Source organism: Pseudocolwellia sp. G5-9, from assembly GCF_055808995.1.
Genome location: NZ_CM147893.1, coordinates 3966351 through 3992119, shown reverse-complemented (window position 1 = coordinate 3992119; position 25769 = coordinate 3966351). Strand labels below are relative to the sequence as shown.

The following is a 25769-nucleotide window of genomic DNA, read 5'->3' as shown; positions in this document are numbered from 1 at the left end:
ATAAAATGTCAGTAAAAAATTATAAGGGTCACGCGGGTGGCTGGGGTGCATTAAAAAGCACAGCAACTCACTTATTTAAAAGTGACAATATTGCTAAAAACATTAAAAACCTACTTAAAACAAATCAAGATCATGGGTTTGACTGCCCCGGTTGTGCGTGGGGTGAAAAAGACGAACCGGGTCGATTCCGCTTTTGTGAAAATGGCGCAAAAGCTGTTAACTGGGAAGCAACCTCACGCCGCATTGGCGAAGCATTTTTTAAAGAACATTCAGTTAGCTGGTTACAAAAACAAACGGGCTACTTTTTAGAATACCAAGGTCGCTTAGCTGAACCGCTTATTTATAATAGAACAACCGATCATTACGAACCATTATCTTGGGACAAGGCCTTTGCCATTATTGCTCAACAACTTAATGCGTTAGAAAGCCCCAACCAAGCAGAATTTTATACTTCAGGCCGCGCCAGCAACGAGGCTGCTTTTTTATATCAACTTTTCGTTCGAAAATTTGGCACTAACAACTTTCCCGATTGTTCAAACATGTGTCACGAAGCCAGCGGCGTTGCCCTTAAACAATCAATAGGTATTGGTAAAGGCACCATAAAAATTGATGATTTTGAAAAAGCCGATGCTATTTTTGTCTTTGGGCAAAATCCCGGAACAAATCACCCAAGAATGCTTGATTCATTAAGCCATGCCTCTCGCCGAGGAGCTAGCATAGTGACTTTCAACCCATTAAAGGAAAGAGGCTTAGAGCGATTTGCTAATCCTCAATCTCCGGTTGAAATGCTATCAGGCGGCGCAACTCAAATTTCACAGCATTATTTCACCCCTAATTTAGGTGGTGATATGGCGTGTGTTCGAGGCATGGTTAAAGTGTTACTTGAACAACACAAGGCCGCACAAAAAGATAATAAAAGTGTTTTCGATCTTGAGTTTATAAACGAACACACACAAGGGTTAGATGATTACTTACAAACGGTAGAAGCAACAACATGGGAACATATTACCCAGCAGTCAGGCCTAAGTATTGAAGAATTAACGCAAGCAGCAAGCATTTACCAAAAAGCCAAAAGCGTTATTATTACGTGGGCGATGGGAATTACCCAGCACAAACATTCCGTTGCTACTATTCAAGAGATCACCAACTTACAATTACTGTTTGGCAACATAGGTAAACCCGGTGCAGGGCTTTGTCCTGTTAGAGGTCATTCAAATGTTCAAGGTGACCGAACCATGGGCATTAATGAGAAACCTGATGCTAAGTTTTTAGATAATTTGTCTCGAGTGTTTTCATTCACTCCACCTAAAGAAAATGGTCATAATGTTGTTGAGGCGATTGAAGCTATGCTTTCAGGCGAGAGCAAGGTGTTCACAGCCTTAGGAGGTAATTTTGTTTCTGCAACCCCCGATACTGAATTTACACAACAAGCTTTAACACGCTGTAAACTTACCGTAAATATTGCTACTAAATTGAATCAAACTCACCTCTTTCCTGGTGAAATTTCAATTATATTACCCTGTTTAGGTCGTACCGATATTGACGTACAAGCCACTGGCGAACAGTCAGTTACTGTAGAAGACTCATTCTCTATGGTGCACAAATCAAAAGGTGTCGTAAAATCAGACAGCAGTAACATGCGTTCAGAACCAGCAATTATTGCTGGCATTGCTCACGCAACATTAGGCGATACCCCTGTAAAATGGTTAGAACTAGCTAACAATTACGATTTAATTCGCGACTATATTGGGCAAACCTTGCCTGAGTTTAATCAAATGAATGAAAGACTCGCTCAACCGGGTGGCTTTTATTTAGGTAATAGCGCAGCGGAATTCACATGGAATACTGCAACTAAAAAAGCTCAAATTAGTACGAATCAACTACCTGATGACATTGTACCCGCATCGATTAGAGCATTAACAAAAAATCGCGTTTTTGTTCTACAAACCTTACGTTCTCACGATCAATACAACACCACCATTTACGGCTTTGAAGACCGCTACCGTGGTATTAGTGGCGAACGCGATATTATTTTTATGAACCCAAGCGACATAGCTGACTTAGGCTTAAAAAATGAAGACTTAGTTGATGTAGAAAGCTTATGGCCAGATGATATTGAACGCAAAATTTATAGTTTTAAGTTAGTCAGTTACGACATACCAGCAGGTAACATTGCCGCCTATTTCCCTGAAGCTAACCCTTTAGTGGCATTAAAAAGTGTAGGGGATGAAAGCGATACGCCTACGTCAAAGTCTATTGCGGTTATCATTAAAAAAGCGGAAGTATCTGATAGAATTATTTAAGAAAAAAGGATAATGATGTATTTACATCATTATCCTTTAGAGGCCAAATGAATCACAATCATTTATTGATCATGTTTATAGGTTAAAACCATTAAATATTTGATAATTCACTTTCGTATCAAACAGTTCAATTAATTAAACGGTTATTAAGTTAGCCTCAAAAAAATATTATTGAATTAATGACCAAATTCAATAATTCCCCATACTTCAAGATTATTAACCGTTACAGCAGCATCACCATTGCCGTTCGTAGAAACGGTAAGATTAGTACTAGTACCGTTCGGTAAATGCAATGTTGCGGAAGTTACATCTTCAGGGAAGTACCCCTGAGGAATAGCCACCTCAACACCATTAAGTGTTGGTGTTACTCCTCCAGCAAACGGACGGTTTACCAAGTGCACAACATACGGCGCATTCTCGTTTGTTTCATGAATACGAGATACGGCTGATACTGTTTCGTTAGCAAGTGTTCCATTAATACTCACATTAATATCTATCCCTGCAATAGTGCCACGTTGACCAATATGTCTAACTTTACTGCCTTGCTGATCTAATATAGCTTTTTGCTCAACCGTTAAATAGCTAAGGTCACCGTCGTAGAAAATATGATCAAATTTATCAAAGTCTTCAGAACGTGGGACAACCGGATGTCCTTCATCACCAAACACCAGCATATCGAAGTTAATATTATCAAGCGTTAGAAGTTTCACACTTGATTGAACTTGATTTCCACCGTCAATAAAACCTGCTTTCATTGAAGAGTACATAGCATGCACTAAACCAACTTTCGAATACGAGGTGTAGTTATTAAACAAGTTCTCTTGTGCACGAACGAATTGATAGATATCACGGTAGTTATCTGCACCTGGCGACCAAGTGAATACATCACCACCTACCCAAACGTTTGCAGGAATAGAGAATATACCACCATAAGCATACGCCTGAGCAACCCAACCACGGCCGAAACGAGGAGAATTTGTAAGACGAAGTTCATCGAACTCCCAAGGATATGGAAAATAAGCCAGTGTTTTACCAACCGCTTGTGCACCTTTTAAGTGAACAAGAATATTAGTTGGTAATTCAGCAATCGTTGTTCTTGCACCTAAATTCAACTCGCCCGATAAGAAAGTAATGTTCTCGTTGAATATATAGCCACGTGATTCGAACAAATGCGTACTTGCACCAATTTCAATATTAGGACGTTGCACACGAATGTAATCTAATACTTCAGCAAATTTTTGATTCCATACATCACGGTTGAAGTAAATGAAATCTTCAAGCATTGGCACATCACCAGAAATAGTATCAGCTGCCTGTGTAAATGAAGTATGTGTAACACCTTGCGCTAACAAGAAATCTCGATAGTTAAAGGTATTAATATTGTTAATACCCATAGCTGAAAGTTCAGAACTACTGTACTTCTTACCTAACCATACACGGAAGTTCTCCATAGCATAGTCGTTAAAGTCACCACCAAAAGTGCGCATATCTGTTGAACGTGTTGAGTTGGTTTGCGTATCAAACATTAAGCGGTCTGGATTCGCTTTTAATATTTGATCAACTTGAGATTTCATAAATGGTACAAACGCAGGGCTATGATTACTCAACCAATTATTGTTATAACCATCGTAACTAAGATATCCCATAAAAGTCATTCTTACATTACGATCATCAAGCGTACGAACATAGTGAGGCGATGAGTTAGTAACATATTCAGTAAACCAACGGAATCCCCAATCAAATTCACCTCGAGCTGTATATTCAATACCTATATCTTGGTAACCGCGAACCAGCTCAGTCCAATCAACAATGGTCGTTTCATCGTAAAAATTTTCCTCTGGTGGATGCCCCCAAAATGCTCCTGTGGCACCAAAGTTATCAAAACCTGCTAGCTGATTATTTTGCGGATAGGTATACCAAACATCAGACTTCAATACTTGGTTAGCCACAGGAATTTGAACTGGTTGTTTCAAGAATGGTAAGCCTAATACAGGGCCTTCGATTTCCGCTACGCTATGATCATTCGGATTGTATAAAGGCGTCGGAATTGACGTAACATTACCTACACGAACAATGCGAACATTATCACCACTCCATTGCCAATCTGAGCCACCAATAGCCTCTACACGTAAAACATGTGACCCAGCATTCTCAACAACAAACTCGCCACCATAAAGTTCAACCTCAGCAGAAACATTCCAACTTCCCGTTTCAGCAAAGTAACCCCAAGCAACTGGTGCGCTATTTAAGTCAATACGCGCCCCGTAACTACCCGCACTTAGTGCAGAGTAAGTAAAAAATGCTTTGTAAATACCAGCTTGATCAAAAGTAACATTGTAATCACCGTAGTCACCATTAGTAACCCAGTTAACACCTGTCGCAGTTTGTCCAAAGCCTTCTACGGTATCTCCACCAACGCGACCATTTGTGCCAGTACCAGCAAAGTTTTCTAGCTGAACAATGATTTCACCCGTTCCGCCACCAGTGTCAATATCATCTGCTACTAATGAAAAAGATTCTAAATTCCACTGCCAGTTAGCACCTACGGCTTGAATACGAATAGTTGAACTACCTGCAGGTAAAGTAACGGTACTACTATGGGTTAATGGCTGAAAATCATCCCAACTCCCTAATGGCACAGCAACTGTTCCTTGGCTCACCCAAGCATTATTTGTATTCGTAAATAATTCAATGTTTGCATTAGAAGCGATACTTGTACCGACTAAATATTCAATGGTATATTCACCACCATTAGTATTAATATCATAATCGACATAATCCCCATTATTAATCCAGTTAATAGCTCCTTGGCCATTAACTGAATATATAGAGATAGGATTAGGTTGACCGTCATTGAATGTTCCCCCTGAATTGTTAAATTGTTCCGCTTGAACAACCACTGTTTCACCATAAGCTTGTGTTAAAAATGTACTAAGAGACAATGCAACACAAGCATTGAGTAGAGAACGTTGTTTTATAAATTCCATAAAAAAATCCTGTTTAAATTCATCCTGAATGCACCGCACCTTTATATTTGCAATGCCATTTTGTCTACAATTAACAATTATAAATTTATAATTAACAATAGTAGCTTATAAGAAATATAGGCGAATAAAAAACAAACACAAAGTTTTTATTAATTTTGTAGATAAAATAGGTAAAACATAAAAAAAACAAAATAAATATTTAAATCAACAATTTAAAATAAACTACATTTATAATATTTTCTTTTGTAGATTCTGACTATGTATAAGTCGATGTAGGATTTTCGTTTACCTTTTTGAAATTACCACAAAGAAAAACACGAAAAATAAAAATTAAAAACAAATACTTATATTAAAATCAATTGCGGTAATCATGACTAAGAGTACGAAGATTATAGATAGGATTATGTAAAACAATAATAAACCCGAATTCGGGATAATAAGCGAATAATATAGGTCATATTATTCGCCTAGATCTAACTATACCCGTTATCATTCAAGATGCAGGTTTCAGTGGGAACTAAAAACAATTTAGGCACAGATTTTACGTTCCAAACAAAATCTAAGGTCTACGTCCATGTAGGAACCTGACTAAAGTTAATAACGCGGCATAAATTGTTTTTAGATCCATCAAAGAAGTGCTGAGCAAAATCACTTCATCAACAATGCTTTTTATAAGGGAACGACCATTATTGCAAAGCACTGCCTTGAATTGATATCGCTCAAGCACTCTGAAATAGCCTCTTGATTGGTAACGGGTATATTTAATTAACGCTTAAAATTTACAACTCAACCAAATTACCTTTACTTTGTAGCCATTCTTTACGATCGCCACTACGCTTTTTAGAAAGCAACATATCCATCAATTCCATTGTAGTATCAAACTCATCAATAGTTAGCTGCACTAAACGGCGAGTATTAGGATCCATAGTAGTTTCACGCAGTTGAAGAGGGTTCATTTCACCCAAGCCTTTAAAGCGCTGTACGTTAACTTTTCCACGTTTTTTCTCAGCTTCTATTCGAGCAAGTATGCTGTCTTTTTCAGCTTCGTCTAGCGCATAAAATACTTCTTTACCCACATCAATTCGATATAAAGGAGGCATGGCAACATACACATGTCCGGCTTGAACTAAAGGTAAGAAATGCTGGGTAAATAAAGCACATAATAGAGTAGCAATGTGAAGTCCGTCGGAGTCGGCATCAGCTAAAATACAAATTTTACCGTAACGTAGTTCTGATAAATCTTCAGAGTCAGGATCAATACCTAAAGCGACTGAAATGTCATGTACCTCTTGCGAGGCAAGTATTTGTCCTGAATCAACTTCCCATGTATTTAGAATTTTACCTCTAAGAGGCATGATGGCTTGAATTTCACGATCTCGTGCTTGTTTTGCACTACCGCCAGCAGAGTCACCTTCCACTAAAAAAAGCTCTGTACGAGTTATATCTTGACTACCGCAATCCGTTAACTTACCCGGAAGTGCAGGCCCTTGAGTAATTTTTTTACGAATTATTTTTTTACTTGCACGTAGTCTACGCTGTGCGTTTGAAATACAAAATTCTGCTAACGATTCAGCTATTTCAGTATGTTCATTCAGCCATAAACTAAAAGAGTCTTTAACAACACCGGTAACAAATGCAGCACATTGACGAGATGATAAACGCTCTTTGGTTTGGCCTGCAAATTGTGGGTCTTGCATTTTTACTGAAAGAATATATGAACATTTGTCCCATACATCGTCTGGCGTTAATTTAACACCGCGAGGGATCAAGTTTCTAAACTCACAAAATTCTCTCATGGCTTCAAGCAACCCTTGCCTTAAACCGTTTACATGAGTACCACCTTGAACCGTTGGAATAAGGTTTACATAACTTTCGCCAACCCCTTCTCCCCCTTCAGGTAACCAAGTTACCGCCCAATCGGCAGCCTCTTGTTGCGAGGTAAAAGTACCAACAAAAGGTTCTTTAGGTAAAGATTCGTAATCTTTTACTGAATCTTTTAGATAATCAACTAAACCGTCTGCATAGCACCATTCATATTTATCATCTTCATTTTTGTCATGAAATTTAATGGTTAAGCCTGGGCACAATACAGCTTTGGCTTTTAATAGATGTGCTAAACGGCGTGCTGAAAACTTAGGTGAATCAAAATAGCCAGGATCTGGCCAAAACTTAACTCGGCTTCCTGTATTTCTGCGCCCTACTGTGCCGGTTTCATGTAGCTCTTCAACTTTTTCACCGTTTTCAAAAGCCATTTCATAGACTTTACTGTCACGTCTTACCGCTACATCAACTCGTGTTGATAAAGCATTTACAACTGAAATACCTACACCGTGCAAACCACCTGAAAATTGATAGTTTTTATTAGAGAATTTACCACCCGCATGTAACTTACAAAATATAAGCTCTATGCCTGTTACACCTTCTTCGGGATGAATGTCTATCGGCATGCCTCGACCGTCATCAATAACTTCTAGCGACTGATCTTTATCTAAAATTACCGTTATGTTTTGAGCGTAGCCCGCTAAAGCTTCATCCACTGAGTTATCGATAACTTCTTGCCCTAAATGGTTAGGACGAGATGTATCGGTATACATACCAGGACGATGTCTTACTGGGTCTAAACCACTAAGAACTTCGATAGAATCAGAATTATATTGTTCGTTCATTTGAGTCATCTATTCGTTGTATTTAATAAAGAAAGTTATTTATGCTTTGTTTTAGAGCAATTTACGCTGTTAACTGAAGAAACTCTACAATTTTAGGTAGCATTTTTTCATAATTAACAAAGCTATGGTCGCCGTTTGGCTGCACAATTAAATGGCTGTCTTGAAATTTATCAACCGCTTCTTGGTAATTTAACACTTCATCCCCTGTTTGTACCATGACCATATAATTATTTTTTACGACACGGGGCTTTTCAATCGCAATTAAATCTTCAAGATAACGCTTTTCAACTCTGTAGCTTTCTTGCGTATACGGGTTTATTTGTTCGCCTTCGTAACCTGATAAGAGTTCGTAAGGTTTAATAGCAGGATTCACTAATACTGCTTTTAAATTGTAGGTTTCACTTAAATATGTAGAAAAATATCCACCTAATGAAGATCCAATTAACGCCCAATGTTCAGCAGGTGATGCTTCAAAATATTGTTCAAGCTGGTTAATAGCATCTTTAGGGTTAGTCGCTAACTGAGGACAATGAAACTTAACCTCAGGTAAATGTTCTTGTATATATTTTTGAGTTTGTTGGGCTTTTTTCGATAACGGTGATGAATTAAATCCATGGATAAAAAGTAAATTACTCATCGTGATTTCCTTGAGCTAAATCGCTTACAAAATATGTGCATGTGGTATACGTACCATCGTTACTTAATTCAAATATTCGATAGCCTGCACCTTGACCATTACATGCTGATGTATTTGCTGTTTGATCAAATTGAATAGAGGTTGCTGGACACGTATATAAGGGAATATTATATCCTGATTGTTCGGGTTGTATCGATAAGTCGTTATGTACATGTCCACACGCTATGGCTTGAATAGAAGGAAACTGTTGAATGGCATTCCAAAATTCGGTTTTGTTTTTTAAACCATGTTTATCAATAAAATAACCTACATCAAGAGGATGATGATGCATAAAAACAAGCTGTTTTTTTTCAGGGTCTATATTTTTACTTAGCTCATTTAATGTTCCTTCAGATACATAACCTGAGGGTGTTTCGCTTTTGCTATTTATTAAGAGTATCTGCCAAGCATTGTGGGTAATGATTTTTGATGAATTAAACGATTTATTTGTTAAATACTGTTCGAGTTGACGATGTTCATCATGATTACCCGCAATAAAATGAACCGGAATTTGAATATCAAGTTGCTGAAATATTTCAACAAATTGCTGATAAGAAGCATCAGTATGATCTTGTGTTAAGTCGCCAGTAAACACAATAACATCAGGTTTTTCTACACCTTGAATATGTGTTAATACATGAACTAAATGCTGATAAACATTAGCTCCGCAATGCAATGTGTTTTTATCTGCAAACAAGTGTGTATCACTAATTTGTGCAACTTTTAAGGCGTGTTTCATACTAAAAATTCGTTTCTAAACTATTTTAAATCAAGTGCCAGCTTAACTTGTCCAAGCTCGTGGCATAATTGTAACCACTCTTTCAAAAATATATTAATTTGTTGTTTTTCATCAGGTAAATGCATATTTTTATTAGGGTAGTCGTATCGAGGTTTTACTTGGCGAATATTTTGCGATGATATAACTTCTGCCATACGCGCATCGTGGTATAAACGAATAACCATTTTAGGCTGAAATAGGTGAGATAATTCTTTTCCGACTTCTACTGTATTTTGGTTAATGGTGATCAGGGTGGTATAACGCGTCACTTCATCTACCGAAACGGCATACGATAAAAAGTCTGAAATAAAAAATTCACGTTCTTGCCCTACTTCTTCTTTATCTGCTAGCAATTTAATTAACAGCATATAGTTTACATCACATAAATTGAGTAATGCGGCTAATTGCGGTTTATATTTTTTTGCTTTTACCATCATAGAGCAGACCAAGACTTTTGTAATTGTGAATAATTTAGCTGAAGCCATTGTAACCCAATTATAGTTGAAGCATTGGTAATTTTTCCTTGAGCTAATAAACTCAAAGCGTCTTCTCGCGACATAACATGCACTAAAATATCTTCGCCTTCCTCTTCTAATCCGTACACCCCACCTACTTCTGTTACATCAACTTTTGCCGCAAACATATATATGCATTCGCTTGTTCCACCAGGACTAGGGAAAAACTGATTTATTTTAATAATGTCGTCTTCTTTAATGGTTAAATTCGCTTCTTCTTTAGCTTCACGAATAGCCACATCAATGGGATGTTCGTTTTCCCCAAACATACCGGCAATAAATTCAAGTTGCCACGGTGTATCACCACTCATAGCACCTAACCTAAACTGTTCAATAATAACGACTTTGTCGGCTATAGGATCATACGGTAATAAAACAACAGCATCGCCTCTTTCAAATATTTCTCTTTTAAGGGTAATGCTTGTTCCGCCTTCATATAACGCATGGTTCACATGCACTTCATTAATAGTAAAAAAGCCTTTAAATTTTGATTCTACTTTAACTATCGTCATATCTTTATGACTAAATCTTAAAATATCTGGGTATGATTTTTTAATACTCATAGGTTTTACTTCCTGCTTTACATTTTTCTAGAGGCTGTATTTAAAATATAATGGTGTATATCAATGCCACTAAATATTTTGTTACACTAGAATAGATTATTTAACACTTAATTCTTTTAGCTAATAACTTGAGCTAGATAGAATAAGTTTATTAAAATGTTTATGAAAATTATATTCATAAGCGGATTATACCTTAAGGGATTACGAACCCATGCAAAAAAATATTATATCTCTCATTGTTGGCTTAACGGTTATGGTAACTAGCCACTCGTCTAACGCTGAAAACTTGGTTAATGTTTATCAACAAGCTCAGGCAAACGACCCTGTAGTATTAAAAGCCCATGCTCAATTTATGGCGTCTAAAGAAAATATTATTCAAGCACGCTCTGTTTTACTTCCTCAATTATACGCTTTTGGTAGTTATGAATTATCAGAAAACGAGAGCAACGATATTAAATCTAAAGATGAGGAAACCAAAACGATTGGTGCTAGTCTATCAATGGAATTATACCATCATGCTTCTTGGTTAAAATTAGGTACCGCTAAAAAAATAGCGCATCAAAGTGATATTGCTTTTCAAGTGGCTCAACAAGAATTGATTGTTAGAGTAACAAAAGCTTATTTTGATGTATTAAGTGCAAAAGACGATCTAGAGTTCGCAAAAGCAGAAAAGAAAGCTATTGCACGTCAATTAGATCAAACCAAACAACGCTTTAAAGTAGGCTTAACAGCCATTACTGATGTACACGAAGCGCAAGCACAGTTTGATAACACGGTAACAGCTGAAATTAGAGCTGAAAATAGTGTATTTAATGCTGAAGAAGCGTTAAGAGAAATTACCAACATTTATCCGCGTAATTTAGATGTATTAAATACTAAACGATTTAGTGCTTCTCGCCCAACGCCAGATAGTGCTAACGACTGGCAACAAACAGCAGAAGCGAAAAACTTAAGCTTAATTTCACAAAAAATCAGTGTAGACATCAGTAAAGATAGTATTAATACCGCACGTGCTGGCCACTATCCCACCATAGATTTAAAAGGTCGTTATTCAAAATCTGATATTGACGATCAATTAATTCCGTCACCAACGGTTGATTTTAATAGTCAATCAATCAGTGTTGAAATTAATGTTCCTTTATATACGGGTGGTGCTATTACAAGTTCAGTACGCCAAGCGCAAAGTAATTATGTTGCCGCAAGCCAAGACTTATCTAAAACACACCGTAATGTTGTAAGAAGTACACGTAATGCTTACAACACAGTTATTGCAGCGGTTTCAGCAATTAAATCGTTAGAACAATCGGTAATTAGTGCTGAAAGTGCTTTACGTGCAACTGAAGCAGGAATGGATGTTGGGATAAGAACTATTGTTGATGTATTAGACAGTACGCGTAATTTATATAACGCTAAACGTAATCTTTCATCAACTCGATACAGCTACATTCAAGCAATATTATCGTTAAAGCAAGCAGCCGGTACAATTACCGAGCAAGACTTAGTTGATATTAATAATGGTTTATTACCGTCAACGTAAATAACCTCAGCTCGGGATAAGCAAAGTTACTTAGGAAAATAACGATACAGGTTGAGCTTTTGATAAATGAGAGTTTTAATTCATTCTCTAACATTCATTAACCCGAGTTGAGATTAAGTAATGTATTTAAATATTTAAAACTAAAAAAGGCAGCTATCGCTGCCTTTTCTATTGCACTCATTAAAAGTAATACCATTCCATCTTAAGTTTTTCCCACCTTAATCCAATCTCTACTACACATTTTCATGACCCGCTTTGCATCACTCACAAATGAGTTCCATGCATCAGAGCAAGCATCGAGGATGTCATCATAGCCTTGAAAGCACCTATTCGCTAAATGATGTTGGCGCAACCAACTCCAAACTTGCTCTATTGGATTCAACTCAGGTGAATACGGTGGTAACTTAATGATCGTTACGTTGTTAAATTTATCAGCAAGGTAAACTTGGTGCCATGCAGCACCATCGACAACGATCACTGCATGTCGTCCTTCTTGAGTTTTTTGAGAAATTAAAGCCAAATGTTGTTCCATTACATCCATGTTCATTACTGGAGAAATCAGTGCCTCAGTTGCGCCTGTTGATGGGCAAACAGCACCAAAAAGGTAAGCGTATTCAAACTGTTGTTGCCTAACGGCTCTCGGTCTTGTTCCTTTCTCTGCCCAGAGCCTTGTCGTTGTATTTTGCTGTCCAAAACGTGCTTCGTCTTGGAACCACACATCTATCTCTTTAAGCCTCACATTCCATGGGATCGTGCGGATCATTTCACTTTCGAATTTTTTTAAAATCTTCTTGTACTTCATCAGACTGCTTTGGGTGTCGTGAGCGACTTGTTATCCAACTAAACCCCATTGATTTTAATAACTTATAAATGGCGTTGGGGTGATAATCAACATCAAAATTAGCGTTGATATATAGTCGGATACACTCACCCGTTAGTCGTCCACCCATATCGGATTGGCATTGAGCCTTTATATATTGACTCAATATTTCTTTATCTTGCTCTGTAAGATAGCTAGGTCGCCCTGTAGGTTTTTTACTCTCAAGACCAAGTAAACCTTCGCTGATGTAGTTCGCAACCCAATCATTAACAATTCTTCTACTTATATTAAGTGTTCTAGCAACTTCTGATCTATTCTTACCCGATTTAAAGTGCGAAACGGCTAGCAAGCGCAGTCTCATTCGATGATCTTTTACTTTGTTGGAGAGTATTTTTAATTCTTGTGAGCTATGAGTGTTCAATGTCATTTATTATGAGTAAATAAATGACATTAGATCACATAATTAGACTAATTGGTATAACGATCATTTATTAACAAGATTTAATCATTAATCTTCGAGTTTAATCGCATTTATAATAGCGCTTGTTGAAATACCTTCTTCAAAATTAAGTACTTTAACCTCGCCACCAGCTGCTATCACTTCAGCTCCACCAGCAATTTCTTCCACTTTATAATCACCACCTTTTACTAAAACATTAGGTAAAATGTTAGCAATAAGTCGTTGTGGCGTATCTTCAGTAAATGGAACAACCCAATCTACAGCGCCTAAACCAGCCAACACAGCCATACGTCTATCGTTAGGATTTACAGGTCTGCCTGAACCTTTTAAACGTCTAACTGAGTCGTCGCTATTAACGGCAACAATTAAACGTGTTCCTAAAGCTTTAGCGTTTGCTAAGTAAGATACATGGCCAGCATGTAAAATATCAAAGCAACCATTCGTCATTACAATTTGTTCACCACGAGCTTGGGCTAAACCAACCGCTATTTTCAATTGTTCTTCTGTTAATACACCAAAACCGCTTTCTTGCCCGGTTGATAATGCATTTAATATTTCGGCTTCGCTTACAGTAGAGGTACCAATTTTACCCACAACAATCCCCGCAGCTACGTTAGCTAACGCACTTGCTTGGTCATACCCTGCATTAGCCGCAATAGCTAGAGCTAACGTTGCAATAACGGTATCGCCAGCCCCCGTTACGTCGTAAACTTCTTTGGCTTGAGTTGGTAAATGGAATTCTTCTTCATTTTTACGTAATAGCGTCATTCCTTGTTCGCTACGAGTAATTAATAACGCTTCAAGCTCTAAATCTTCAAGTAATTTATTACCTTTTGCAACAAGTTCGCTTTCTGTATTGCAAGCCCCTACCACTGCTTCAAACTCTGATAAATTAGGCGTTATTAACGTTGCTCCACGATATTTACTAAAGTCAGTTCCTTTAGGATCAACCACAATAGCTTTATTGAGTTTTTTCGCTGCGGTAATAAGAGATTGAACATCTGATAAAGTACCTTTGTCGTAGTCCGACAAAAGTAAAACATCGTGTTCTTGTAACAATTGTTCTACCGAGCGTGCTAAAACTGATTTATCAACTTGAGCAAAAGACTCTTCAAAGTCTAAACGAATAAGCTGTTGATTTCGGCTGAGTACTCGTAGTTTAGTAATGGTTGGCGTATTATCTTGCTTGTCGAATTGGCAATTAATATCCATTGAAGCTAGGCGTGTTTCTAAAATCTCTGACGCTTCATCGTTACCTGTAATACCCGCTAAAGTGACTTTTCCACCTAACGAGGCAATATTTAATGCAACGTTTGCAGCACCGCCTGGACGATCTTCATTATGGTTAACTTTAACAATAGGCACAGGGGCCTCTGGAGAAATACGTTGCGTTGGACCATGCCAGTAACGGTCTAACATGACATCGCCTACCACTAAAACACGTGCTTTGCTAAAAGCTGGAATATCTACTTTCATCCTGTACCCTATACCAGATATAATGCGCGATAGTGTATCACACGAATTACTATGAGTTGAATTTATACCGTGAGTAAAAATAAAGTTTTACAACCAGATTTTAAACTGTCTTTTCTATTACCTAAATACTGGTTAACTTGGCTTGGCGTACTCATTATGTACTCTATTTCCTGGTTACCTTATAAGTTTCAACTCTTTTTAGGTCGTCAAATTGGTAAGCTTCTATTTAAAATAGGTTCAAGCAGAAAAAAAGTTGCCGCTCGTAATTTAGCACTCTGTTTTCCTGATATGGCTGAACATGAGCGCGAACAACTTTTACGTAAGAACTTTGAAAGTACAGGGATAGCACTTTTAGAAACAGGCATGGGGTGGTGGTGGCCTGACTGGCGTGTTAAGCGAAAATTTACCGTTACAGGTTTAGAGCATATTGAAAAAGCTAAGCAAGAAGGTCACAACGTATTTTTGTTAGCTATGCATTATTTATGTGCTGAAATAGCTGGCCGTGGTTTTGGGCTTAATCATCAATTAGTTATTTTTTATCGCCCGCATAACAATCAGTTAATGGAATTTTTCCAATACAGAGGCCGAGGCAGATCGAATAAATACATGTTAGGTAAGCGAGATGTAAAAGGCTTAATTAAAGCCATCAGAACAGGTGAATCTAGCTTATATTTACCCGACCAAGATTATGGTAGAAATCGTAGTGTATTTGTTCCTTTTTTTAATGTAAAAGAAACCGCTAGTACTACTGGTACACTTATTTTTGCTCGCCAACCTAATACTAAAACCTTTGTATTAATACCCAAACGTAATGACGATGGGAGTGGTTATACTATTGAGATAACACCTGCTTTAGACGATTTCCCTACCGACGATGATATTAAAGACGTGACCCGCATTAATCACGAAGTTGAAAAAGCGGTTATGCGTAAGCCTGAACAGTACATGTGGTTACACAGAAGATTTAAAACACGACCTAATGAAAATGACCCAAGTTTGTATAAATAGGATTTGTTAGTTAAGGTATATATTATCTAACATTATTAATGAGTAAGGTCTTATGGGTTTTTGGATACGAAATATTATATTTGGCACGATATTAGTTATTCTTGCCTATTTATTTTTTGCTAATCAAGACTTACTCATGTCGTTAGCTAGCGATGAAAAACCTGTCGCAGCTAGCGTTCCAGCACAAGCTATTGGGGACAAAACATCAAACAAAATGAATACCAAGCCTCCCTCTCCTACACAAGCTAAACCTATAGAAAAGAAAAAAAGTGAAAATAAAGCAGCAACAGGTTTATCAACATTTTACGCCAATATTAATGGCGAGTCTGATATAGATAAACCCACTATTCGTAATAATATTGTTTATTTGCCTGATCCTAAAGGTGACCTAGAGTTACTATTAAATGCACGCAAAAAAGTGGTTCGAGCTTACCCTAGAAACTGGCAAGGCACCACAGAATCAAGACCTTTTAGACTTGGTGAAACTGTTTTTCAAAAATTATCTGAATATGCTAAAGAAGATAAACTGGAAGTTTATTGGCGACTTAATCGTGATTATGTCGTTAAAGATGCTTTTAGGATCAATAAAAATATTTTAAAAACAGCCTTACAACTAAGCCAAGGAATTAGCGGGCATTTCCAAAATGGTGTTTCTACTTATTTCTGTTATCAATCACGTGCTATCGTTGTTATAGAAGGTACAAAGTCTTATCTAGACGAAGAATGTGCCTTATTGAAGTCAAACTCTGGTTATTAAACCGAATTTTTGGTTATCCTAGCATTCACAGTATGTATTAGTTTTATAATACCAAACGCATTAATGAATTGACTATTTAGACGAGTATAAATCATCAATGCCTTATTGCGATTGGTATTATAGGCCTTTTCAATTTAACGTTTATTTATACTCCACATACCAGGTCCATTAGTTGCTATAAATAAAAAGCCAAAACAATAAATAGTGGCTAACTCTCCCCCATTGGCAATAGGGAATGGATTATTAAGTCCATGTGCCAACCAATAAGCAACTGCCATTGTGCCACTAGCTAAAAATGCAGCCCCTCTAGCATAAAAGCCCAACATGACGAGCGTCCCACATACTAACTCTATAATTCCTGCACTCATAATCATAGGATTTATCGGGTACGGAAATTCAATAGGAAAAGAAAGTAACTTTTGGGTACCATGAAAAATAAATAAAAAACTTAGCACTATACGAAAAGCCGCATATGTATGCTCTTTATACTTATCTAAAAAATTCATATATATCTCTCTTATTATAATAAAGCCCCTTGTTCGGGATGAAATTTAACTATACCCGTTCCGCGATGTACTTTTTCTACCAAGAACCATACAAGGAACAGTTATGAAGAAATTAGTTGATTTATATTGTGATGTCGACAACTTTCAAAAAGTATTTATTCCGCAATGCTAAAACAACGCCGTAAAAATTATATCAAAATACTTGTTTTCTTTTTTATGGGCCAGTATAGTGCGCGCGAAATGGATTTTACGCACAAATAGTACTGTATATTTGTGCTACTAGTTTGTGTGTATATCCATTGATTTCCTACTATTTTTCTTAGGAATTTACATAACATATAAAGGATTTATATAATGAAAACATATGCAGTATTCTTCGGTTTATCTTTACTTTCTTCAGCTGCTATAGCTAATGACTACAATACTCAAATTGATGTAGATTATTTAAACATTGATAGCTTCAATACTATTAAACTTGAAGGCACATATTACCTTAACAACGTTACTACAAATAATACAGCATGGTCTGAAGCTGCGTTTATGGGTAGAAACACTAGTGCTAACCTTAGCTACACTGATTTCGATGGTGATGCCTATCAACTAGTATTAGGTGCTGACTATTACCACAATGACCTTTTTGTTGGTTTAGATGTAACTTATTTCGATGTTGATGGTGGAGGCGATGACACTGGACTTGTTGGTGAAATCGGCTACTTTTTTGATAAAAACTGGATGGTTTCAGTTTCTGGCGCTGATGAAGAATTTTCTGATTCTTTAGCGTTAAACACTAAATATATTGCTACATTAAATAACGGTACTTTTGTTAATGTAGAAGTGTCTTACCTTAATTTAGATAACGACTTTACAGCTGCAGCAGACTACTTTTGGACTGCTCAATCAAGTGTAGGGTTAAGCCTTTCAACAGAGGAAGGTATTAACGGCACCATTCGTGCTCAACACTTTTTCACTCCAGCGATTTCAGCTCGTCTTGAGTATGTTTCATTAGAAAATAGTGATGATGGATTATTATTTGGTATAACAGGTCGCTTTTAAGCCTAATATTATTGAATAAACAAGGGAGACTAATGTCTCCCTTTTTAATTACCCTAAAAGTTTAATTTGATTTCAACTAATTGTACTTTATTCAGTATGATGAAAATAAGCATTCGTAGTGCGGCAATGCTAATTTCATACTAAATACCTATGCTTAATTGATGTTATATTTTTTGCTACTTCGGTAAACTCGCTGTTTGCTATCAAAGAATTAATACCTTGTAGAGTCGCCTTATGACCAAAATCTCGTAAATGACAATAACTCGAAATTAACGCATCTTTATCTTCTTCACTAATTAAAGATAACGCGCATAGCTCATTAAAAATATTAATATTATCTGAATATTTTCCTAAACTAGGGTGTTTATGACCATGAGATAAAACTAAGTATTGCGCTAAAAACTCGATATCCACTAAGCCCCCTTCTCCTTGCTTAATATCAACCAGATCTTCTGTTGATTTATCAAGATGAGACTTCATTTTTTGACGCATTTCTACAACATCTTTTTTCAGTACAGCATTATCTCTTGGGCTAGCAATAATATTACGTTTGATTTCTTCATAACGCTTAACAAAAAACTCAGTACCATAAACACAACGTGTTCTTACCAGCGCTTGATGCTCCCATGTCCAAGCATCTTGCTTTTGATATTCTTCAAAAGTATCAATATGCACAGCTAAAAGGCCTGAATTACCTGAAGGTCTTAAACGCATATCTAGCTCATATAAAATACCACTGGCCATGTTGGTGTTAAAAATGTGCATTATACGTTGGGCTAACTTGGCATAAAATTGACTGGCAGGAACTTCTTTTTCACCATTGGTCATATCGGTTGGCAAACTATTATGTAGAAACACTAAATCAAGGTCGGAACCGTATCCTAATTCTATCCCGCCCATTTTACCGTAGCCAATAACAGCTAAACCTTTATCATCAGTACCTACAGTAGAAAGCGGCTGCCCAAATCTTTGTGTAACGTGTGCCCATGCTAGGTTAATCACTTCAGTAATAATACATTCGGCAATTGCAGTTAAGTGATCGCTTACCTTAGTGATAGGCAATACACCTGATATATCTGCAGCTGCTAAACGTAAATGCTGAACCTGTTTAAATTGACGTAGCATATTCATTTGCGCTTCAAGATCTTCTTCTGGAATACGAAGCATTGTTTCGCGTAATTCTGATCCATAACTAGTTTCTAAGGGCGGATTACTGAATAGGGTAGGATCAATAAGCTCATCAAGTAAAATAGGAAACTTAGCAATATGCTCTGTTACCCATAAACTTGAGCGACATAATTTAATTAAATGCTTTAACGCCCCTTCATTTTCATTAAGCAATTCAAGATAAGCTGTTCGTGTAACTATTTTCTTAAAAATAGAGAGTACGCGCTCTAATGTTGTATCTTCTACATTGTCTTCATTTAAAAAGAATAAGAGTAGCGGCATCAATTTATCTAGTGTTTGACGACCGCGATTACCAATACCTTTTTTAGTCAGTTCCTCTCTAAAGTCACTTATTTGGTGCCAAATACTATCAACTTTCCATGTTTGATTAACTTTACTGATCCACGTACAACTTTCTTCATGATCCCAATCGCTGTCCCATAAAGTCACCCAATGTGAATCTTTAATATGATGATGAGAGCCCTCTTCACCAATAAGCGCGATAAATTCTTTATGAACACCATACATATGGAATTGTAAGTGCTCTAAAAATAATGGCCACGTACTTAACTCATCCTGCTCTAATGCAGCTAAAATTCGCATTTGATCTAATTCAGAGTCAGGTAATGTTTGCGTTTGTTTATCGCCAAGCGCCTGAATAATGTTTTCAACACGTCGTAAAAACTCATAAGCACTTTTAAGTATTGTCATACTCTTAACGGGCACTTCACCTTCTTCCACTAATAAAGGAAGTACGGTTAACAAATTTCGTTGTTGTAAACTTTTAACTTGTCCGCCCCGGATCAACTGAAAGACTTGTACAATAAATTCAATTTCACGGATACCACCAGCACCTAATTTAATATTATTGATGAGTTGTTTACGCCTAACTTCTTGCGCAATCATCATTTTCATTCGGCGTAAACTGTCTATCACACTAAAATCGATATAACGTCTATAAACAAAAGGTTTAAGCATTTTATCTAATTGATCGTGATACTTGCCTGCACCAATGAGGCGAGCTTTGAGCATGGCATAACGCTCCCAATCTCGACCTTGTTCTTGGTAGTAATCTTCCATTGCATTAAAGGTTAACACTAAAGGTCCACTGTCACCGAAAGGCCTTAAACGCATATCAACACGGTACACAAATCCGTCTGCTGTTTGCTGATTAAGTGCTGTGATCAATTTTTGCCCTAAGCGTGTAAAAAATTGTTGGTTGTCAATTGAACGTCTAGCGCCTTGGGTTTCACCTGATTCTGGATAAGTAAAAATAAGATCAATATCGGATGAAAAGTTAAGTTCTTTTCCCCCCAATTTGCCCATGGCGTAAACCAATAAAGGAATAGTTTCGCCTTCGCTATTTTTGGGTTCTCCCCATTTTTCATAACAAAATTGACTTAGCCAATCTAACGCACCTTGCACGAATACATCAGCCAGTTCTGATAAACGTTTTAATGACTCATTTAACGGAATATTTAAAACAAGATCGGCCGTTGCAATAGCCACCATTTCACGTAATCGAAATAACCTTAGTGCTTTATGTAAATCCTCTTCAGTTCTACATTCACTTATAAAATCACTTAATAACTTTTGATAGTTAGGTGTTTCTTTTTGATAAACATAATTTGATACAAATAACCCTATTACAATGTCAGGAGCTTGAAGCGCACTTTTTAAAATGTAATCACTTAACATTATTGCGCTTTTAAAGTGTTCGAGTTGTATCTCTGAAAGTTGTTCTGTTGCATTAGGGTGTTGAGCAGAAAATTGCATCCAACTTTTTTCTTGTTGCTGCACTAAACAAGCAGAAGTTACTTTTTTTACATGGCTATGCATCATATACTCCATAAATAAATGGCATATTTTTCATTAATCTATTGAAATGAGAACTTTAGAGGCTGTTTTTTCTTTAGAGATGTTTTACATTGAATGTAGCTCAAATACAAGTCAGTAACTTAGTTGAGCGTGTGTGAAGTTTTGATTATCACCTTCATTAAAATAAAATGATTGTTGCTTAAAATTTTAAACTAATAACTCATTTTTCGATTACAGTAATGGTAATAAAATAGACTTGTAAGAATAAACGTTTATGCTTTTTGTAAATAGCGTATCAAACCATTAGACATATTATGTCAAGGATGATATTAATAAATAATAATCAAGCATTTTTGAGGACACCTATGGCAGGAATGCACCACGTAAAAATATTGTTGTTGATATTAACGATTGGCTTAATAGGATGTAGCGATCCTATTAATGAGCAAATAGTACAACAAACATCTATTTCGGAACAACGTATTGAACAACTAGCCAATGGATTAAAAAACGGCAGCGTAAGAAATGCTGTTCTTATTAATCAATACGCTGAGCATGTTCTTAAGCAGAAACCGAATTTAGCCCCGTTAATTGAGCAGTTCAAAAAAGATGCAACCGTTGAAGGGCCTATGTTCCTTGCGTTAGTTGATCGACTTAACACAGCTAAAAATCAACCTAATATGTTTGCTAGCAAACAAGCTTTGTATGATGAGTTACTAAATATTTATCAGGCTGCTGATCCTACGTTATTTTCAGATGCCCTTAGCGACCCTTTAAATGTATTAGCAGATATGTCTGACGGACAACTACCTAGAATAAACTCTTTATCGAAAAGCCAGAGTGCTAAAGCAAATAATGCGCAAGACTTTGGTACAGGTGAACAGCTCATTGGTAACCCAAGCTATGGTCAATGGACTACGGGCAGTAATGGTATGTCTTTTTGGGCATGGTACGGCATGTATTCTATGATGGGTGATGTTTTTGGTTCTCGTCGTACCTATTACAATGACTGGGGACGTAGCCGAAACTATAGTTATTATAACGACTATGGAAGAAAGCGTTATAGTTCTCCAAGTCAATTAAGTAAACAAAACTCACTTGAAACCCGTACTCGTAAATCGTTTGAAAGTCGTGGGCAAAAATTTACCAGTGCTTATAGTAAAAATCGCACAGGTTCTTCGTCATTATCAAGCCAAAGCCGAACAGCACAAACGAGTGCTAATAAGTTTAAGTCTACGAGCTCATCAAAAAGTTCGTACGCTAAAGGTTCTTCAAGTTCATCTAAAAACGCCAGTTTCAGAAATAGCTCAAGCTCTACTTCTCGTGGCTTTAAACGCGGCAAATAGCGAGTAGCAGAATAGGGAAAAATAATGAATACATTAATAGATATAACCAATCTCAACCAAGACTTACTAATATATTTAGCCATTGATATTTCAATCGCTATTATACTCCTTGGCGCAATGCGCTTTATTTCTGGCTTTACAGCAAAAGTTAATTCAACTGACGAATTATCTAAAGAAGATAACTTTGCCTTTGGAATTAGTGTTGCAGGTAGTATTGCCGCGATGGGTATTGCACTAAGCGGTGCTATTATGGGTGAAAGCGCAGATAGCTATTTACTTGAAGCAATAGGAATGTTGTCTTACGGACTTTTTGGATTAATTTTAATAAAAATTGGTCGCATTGTTCACGACCGTATCGCATTAAACCAAATTAATAAAACAGAACAAATTAAAGCACATAATATTTCTGTAGGTATTGTTGATGCCGCAGGAGCTATAGCTACAGCCATTATTATTAGGGCCGTACTTATTTGGGTAAATGGTTTAAATATTAGTACCTTTGTTGCTATTGCCGCTGGTTTTGTAGTATCTCAGGCCATGTTAGTAATGGTTACACGTATTAAAGAAAAACAATACGCTAACAATAATCAAGGCGACAGTATGCAAGAAGCTTTTGCAGACGGTCAAACAGCATTAGCTATTCGCTACGCTGGTCAAGTTATTAGTACAGCGCTAGCCGTAACCGCAGCAAGTTACTTCTTAACTTATTCTTCTGAAACTTTGCTAACGAACCTTTTTGGTTGGTTAGTGTTTAGTATCGTTATGACTGTATTAGTTTCAGTGCTTACTACATTAGCTAAAAAACTGATTTTATGGGGCATTAACTTAGTAGAAGAAGTTGATCAGCAACATAATATTGGTGTGGCGAGTGTTGAAATGGCCATTAGTATTTCAATTGCTTTGATCCTTACCGGATTAATGGCATAGCAACTAAAAGTTAATAAAACGACACGTTTGTGTTTAACGCTCTCTCCTTTCAAATAAAGCCGTATAATTTCTATACGGCTTACTTTTTTAACTTACATTTACCTATTAAGCCTTCATGAATACCAATAAAACCTCCTTACTCTGGCACGACACGTTTCTTATATTAGCTATGGCGATTTTAGCTGGCTGCGGACTTATATATGAGTATTTACTTTCTCATTATGCAGGGCGTGTATTAGGTGCTATGGAAAGTACCATTTATGCCATGATCGGCTTAATGATTGTCGCGATGGGGCTAGGTGCTTTTGCAGCACGTAAAATCACCTGTGCTTTTAATGGATTTGTATGGTTAGAACTTATTATTGCGATATTGGGTAGTTTATCTATTTTAATTATTGGTGGTTTTATTGCCATAACCCAAACCTTCCCGTTGCTTATTTCAGATATGTTTTCTTTACCACCCGATGCGATGCCCCGTGGTGGCCTTTTTAAACAACTGAGTTTTATTGCTTTTAATAGCCCATATTTTTTTGGCTTATTACTGGGCTTTTTTATAGGAATGGAGATTCCATTAATTGCTCGAATTCGTGAAGAAATACACGAGAAACATTTAAAAAATAACATAGGCACTATATATGGCGCCGACTACATTGGCGCAGGAATAGGTGCTGCTGTATGGGTGCTATTTTTATTAACAATTGATATTAGTAAAGCCAGTGCATTAACTGCCGCGTTGAACTTATTCGTGGGTAGTATTTTTATCCTTTACTATTGGAAAAAACTCACGTGGAAAAAAACCCTTATTACCTTTCACCTTATGTTATTTGTTGTTGTAGGGGTTGTATATCAACAAGGTAATACTTGGTTAAACCAAATGAATAACCTGCTCTATCTCGACAAAGTGGTGTATTCAGACAAAACCAAATTTCAGCAACTTACTTTTACTCAACGATATATGGGCGTAGAACAAGGCAGTGTCATTGGTTTTTACCTCAACGGACGATTACAGTTTTCATCTTCAGACGAGTTTATTTATCACAGTTATTTAGTTGCGCCTGTATTGGCAGGCTCAGCCCGACAAGATAACATTTTAATTATTGGTGGCGGAGACGGCCTTGCGCTTCGTGATGTACTGCAATGGTCACCTAAACACGTTACGCTTATTGACTTAGACGACGAGCTTATCGATATATTCACCACTCCCGAAAAGAAACTTCCCGTCTCTTTAGCTGCACAAATTAGTGCACTAAACCAAAAAAGTTTGCAGCATAAAAATGTACAAGTATTTAAGAGCGACGCCTTTATTGCCATAGATGATTTATTAGCACAAGGTAAGTCATACGACGCTATTATTGTTGATTTACCAGACCCTAGCCATCCTGACTTAAACAAATTGTACTCAGTTAACTTTTACGCTCGCCTAAAACAACTACTTGCGGGAGATGGTTTAATAGGGGTGCAATCAACCAGCCCTTATCATGCTAAAAAATCGTTTATATCGGTTCAAAAAACCTTAGAAGCAGCAAACTTTTCGTCCGTGCAGCAATATCACGATAATGTACCTAGCTTTGGTGAATGGGGTTGGACAATTGCCAGTAAAATGGGAGCAAGCCCATTACAACGTTTAAATGCATTAGAGGCTTTACCCGTTGAGCATTTTTGGCTAACGTTACCTATGATTAAAAACGCGTTTGAATTTCCTCATAATTTCTATAAAAACAAGGAAAGCATACCCGTTAACTATTTAGGTAGTCATGCCATTTATCAGTTACATCAAAATGCATGGCAAGATCAGCAAGGACTTAATAACTCCTACTTACAATAAATAGATAAATTTAAAAAATAGTAAAAAACATGCTTGACATATTATGTCTAAGTGTTAAATTAACCCCGTTGACATAATATGTCGATTAGCAAAATCGTTTATTATCACTTTAATAATTGATAATGCGAAGAATTAACATGAAGAGGAACAACATGAATATTCATACGATAGCAAACCACCTAAATACAATGGCAGATAGTTCAGAAACAGGAATGGTTTTTGATTGCCAACCCATTTCAGGTGAAGTTGATGTTTTACAAATTTCAGTCATTGACCGTGAAGAGTTACCTATATTTTTATCGGTGTCTGACGATCAAATTCTTTGCATTACTTACCTTTGGGGTGCAGAGGAAGTTAAGTCTGACAAGCTGCATGAAATGCACGAAAGTATGCTAGAAATGAACATACCTATGCCTTTGTCATCATTTTCAAAAATAGGCGACAAATATGTAATTTTTGGTGCTTTATCTATTAATTCAACATACAGCGATATTGAGCACGAGCTTGCTGTATTAAGTAATAATGCCGTTGAAATTATCGACGACATGAGTGATTTTTTAATTTAAACGACCACCTTATTA

Annotated in this window: 19 protein-coding genes; 9 read left to right on the top strand and 10 right to left on the bottom strand. The window is 36.8% G+C overall.

Going from position 1 to position 25769, the window contains the following annotated elements:
- Window positions 1-5: 5 nt before the first annotated feature.
- Entirely contained in the window at window positions 6-2303 is a 2298-nt protein-coding gene (locus tag AC0L5Q_RS17270) for an FdhF/YdeP family oxidoreductase (RefSeq protein ID WP_473612083.1), read from the top strand.
- 176 nt (window positions 2304-2479) lie between these two features.
- Here the strand turns inward: AC0L5Q_RS17270 and AC0L5Q_RS17265 are convergent, their stop codons facing one another.
- The 6 genes from AC0L5Q_RS17265 to AC0L5Q_RS17240 form a co-directional block, all read right to left on the bottom strand.
- Entirely contained in the window at window positions 2480-5290 is a 2811-nt protein-coding gene (locus AC0L5Q_RS17265) for a carbohydrate-binding protein (RefSeq protein ID WP_473612079.1), read from the bottom strand.
- 779 nt (window positions 5291-6069) lie between these two features.
- Window positions 6070-7956, bottom strand: coding sequence for a DNA topoisomerase IV subunit B (gene parE / locus AC0L5Q_RS17260; RefSeq protein WP_473612075.1), 1887 nt, complete (start codon window positions 7954-7956; stop codon window positions 6070-6072).
- A 61-nt stretch (window positions 7957-8017) separates the two neighbouring features.
- A complete protein-coding gene (locus AC0L5Q_RS17255) occupies window positions 8018-8593 on the bottom strand; it encodes a YqiA/YcfP family alpha/beta fold hydrolase (protein WP_473612071.1) in 576 nt (191 codons plus the stop codon).
- Window positions 8586-9371 (bottom strand): metallophosphoesterase, encoded by a 786-nt coding sequence (locus AC0L5Q_RS17250; RefSeq protein ID WP_473612068.1) that lies wholly within the window; start codon window positions 9369-9371, stop codon window positions 8586-8588. Before AC0L5Q_RS17250 ends, AC0L5Q_RS17255 begins: the two co-directional genes overlap by 8 nt.
- Window positions 9372-9391: 20 nt before the next feature.
- Window positions 9392-9847, bottom strand: coding sequence for a DUF1249 domain-containing protein (locus AC0L5Q_RS17245; protein ID WP_473612065.1), 456 nt, complete (start codon window positions 9845-9847; stop codon window positions 9392-9394).
- Entirely contained in the window at window positions 9844-10488 is a 645-nt protein-coding gene (locus AC0L5Q_RS17240; RefSeq protein WP_473612061.1) for an NUDIX domain-containing protein, read from the bottom strand. The genes AC0L5Q_RS17245 and AC0L5Q_RS17240 overlap by 4 nt, the downstream gene beginning before the upstream one ends.
- A gap of 211 nt (window positions 10489-10699) precedes the next feature.
- On the opposite strand from AC0L5Q_RS17240, the gene tolC reads away from it, so the two are divergent.
- A complete protein-coding gene (tolC, locus tag AC0L5Q_RS17235; RefSeq protein WP_473612057.1) occupies window positions 10700-12025 on the top strand; it encodes an outer membrane channel protein TolC in 1326 nt (441 codons plus the stop codon).
- Between the two features lie 202 nt (window positions 12026-12227).
- Here tolC and AC0L5Q_RS17230 read toward each other — a convergent pair.
- Both AC0L5Q_RS17230 and hldE read right to left on the bottom strand, forming a co-directional pair.
- Window positions 12228-13272, bottom strand: a protein-coding gene (locus AC0L5Q_RS17230; protein ID WP_473612053.1) for an IS630 family transposase whose coding sequence is annotated in 2 segments (ribosomal slippage) — window positions 12228-12801 and window positions 12800-13272 — 1047 coding nt in all. Because the reading frame shifts where the segments join, the coding sequence is not laid out codon by codon here.
- A gap of 81 nt (window positions 13273-13353) precedes the next feature.
- Complete coding sequence (hldE, locus tag AC0L5Q_RS17225; protein WP_473612049.1) at window positions 13354-14781, bottom strand: bifunctional D-glycero-beta-D-manno-heptose-7-phosphate kinase/D-glycero-beta-D-manno-heptose 1-phosphate adenylyltransferase HldE; 1428 nt, start codon at window positions 14779-14781, stop codon at window positions 13354-13356.
- A gap of 69 nt (window positions 14782-14850) precedes the next feature.
- Between hldE and lpxL the strand changes: the two genes are divergently transcribed.
- Together lpxL and AC0L5Q_RS17215 are read left to right on the top strand one after the other, a co-directional pair.
- Complete coding sequence (gene lpxL / locus AC0L5Q_RS17220) at window positions 14851-15789, top strand: LpxL/LpxP family Kdo(2)-lipid IV(A) lauroyl/palmitoleoyl acyltransferase (protein ID WP_473612045.1); 939 nt, start codon at window positions 14851-14853, stop codon at window positions 15787-15789.
- A 52-nt stretch (window positions 15790-15841) separates the two neighbouring features.
- Window positions 15842-16546: a TcpQ domain-containing protein gene (locus AC0L5Q_RS17215; protein WP_473612041.1), complete on the top strand. Its 705-nt coding sequence runs from the start codon at window positions 15842-15844 to the stop codon at window positions 16544-16546.
- A 134-nt stretch (window positions 16547-16680) separates the two neighbouring features.
- On the opposite strand, the gene AC0L5Q_RS17210 is transcribed toward AC0L5Q_RS17215, so the two are convergent.
- Window positions 16681-17052 (bottom strand): DoxX family protein, encoded by a 372-nt coding sequence (locus AC0L5Q_RS17210; protein ID WP_473612037.1) that lies wholly within the window; start codon window positions 17050-17052, stop codon window positions 16681-16683.
- A 354-nt stretch (window positions 17053-17406) separates the two neighbouring features.
- Here AC0L5Q_RS17210 and AC0L5Q_RS17205 point away from each other — a divergent pair, with 354 nt between their 5' ends.
- Window positions 17407-18105 carry a putative porin gene (locus AC0L5Q_RS17205; protein ID WP_473612033.1) on the top strand — a complete coding sequence of 233 codons (699 nt, stop codon included), beginning with the start codon at window positions 17407-17409 and terminating at the stop codon, window positions 18103-18105.
- A 135-nt stretch (window positions 18106-18240) separates the two neighbouring features.
- Here AC0L5Q_RS17205 and glnE read toward each other — a convergent pair whose 3' ends face one another.
- Window positions 18241-21114 (bottom strand): bifunctional [glutamate--ammonia ligase]-adenylyl-L-tyrosine phosphorylase/[glutamate--ammonia-ligase] adenylyltransferase, encoded by a 2874-nt coding sequence (gene glnE, locus AC0L5Q_RS17200; RefSeq protein WP_473612029.1) that lies wholly within the window; start codon window positions 21112-21114, stop codon window positions 18241-18243.
- A 341-nt stretch (window positions 21115-21455) separates the two neighbouring features.
- Between glnE and AC0L5Q_RS17195 the strand changes: the two genes are divergently transcribed.
- From AC0L5Q_RS17195 to AC0L5Q_RS17180, 4 genes are all read left to right on the top strand, one after another.
- Complete coding sequence (locus tag AC0L5Q_RS17195; RefSeq protein WP_473612025.1) at window positions 21456-22436, top strand: hypothetical protein; 981 nt, start codon at window positions 21456-21458, stop codon at window positions 22434-22436.
- Between the two features lie 24 nt (window positions 22437-22460).
- Window positions 22461-23363 carry a DUF350 domain-containing protein gene (locus AC0L5Q_RS17190; RefSeq protein ID WP_473612021.1) on the top strand — a complete coding sequence of 301 codons (903 nt, stop codon included), beginning with the start codon at window positions 22461-22463 and terminating at the stop codon, window positions 23361-23363.
- Window positions 23364-23478: 115 nt separating this feature from the next.
- The gene (locus AC0L5Q_RS17185) at window positions 23479-25188 is read left to right on the top strand and encodes a polyamine aminopropyltransferase (protein WP_473612017.1); all 1710 of its coding nucleotides are present in this window, start codon (window positions 23479-23481) and stop codon (window positions 25186-25188) included.
- Window positions 25189-25340: 152 nt separating this feature from the next.
- Window positions 25341-25754, top strand: a complete 414-nt coding sequence (locus AC0L5Q_RS17180; RefSeq protein WP_473612013.1) for a YjfI family protein — start codon at window positions 25341-25343, stop codon at window positions 25752-25754.
- Window positions 25755-25769: the final 15 nt, after the last annotated feature.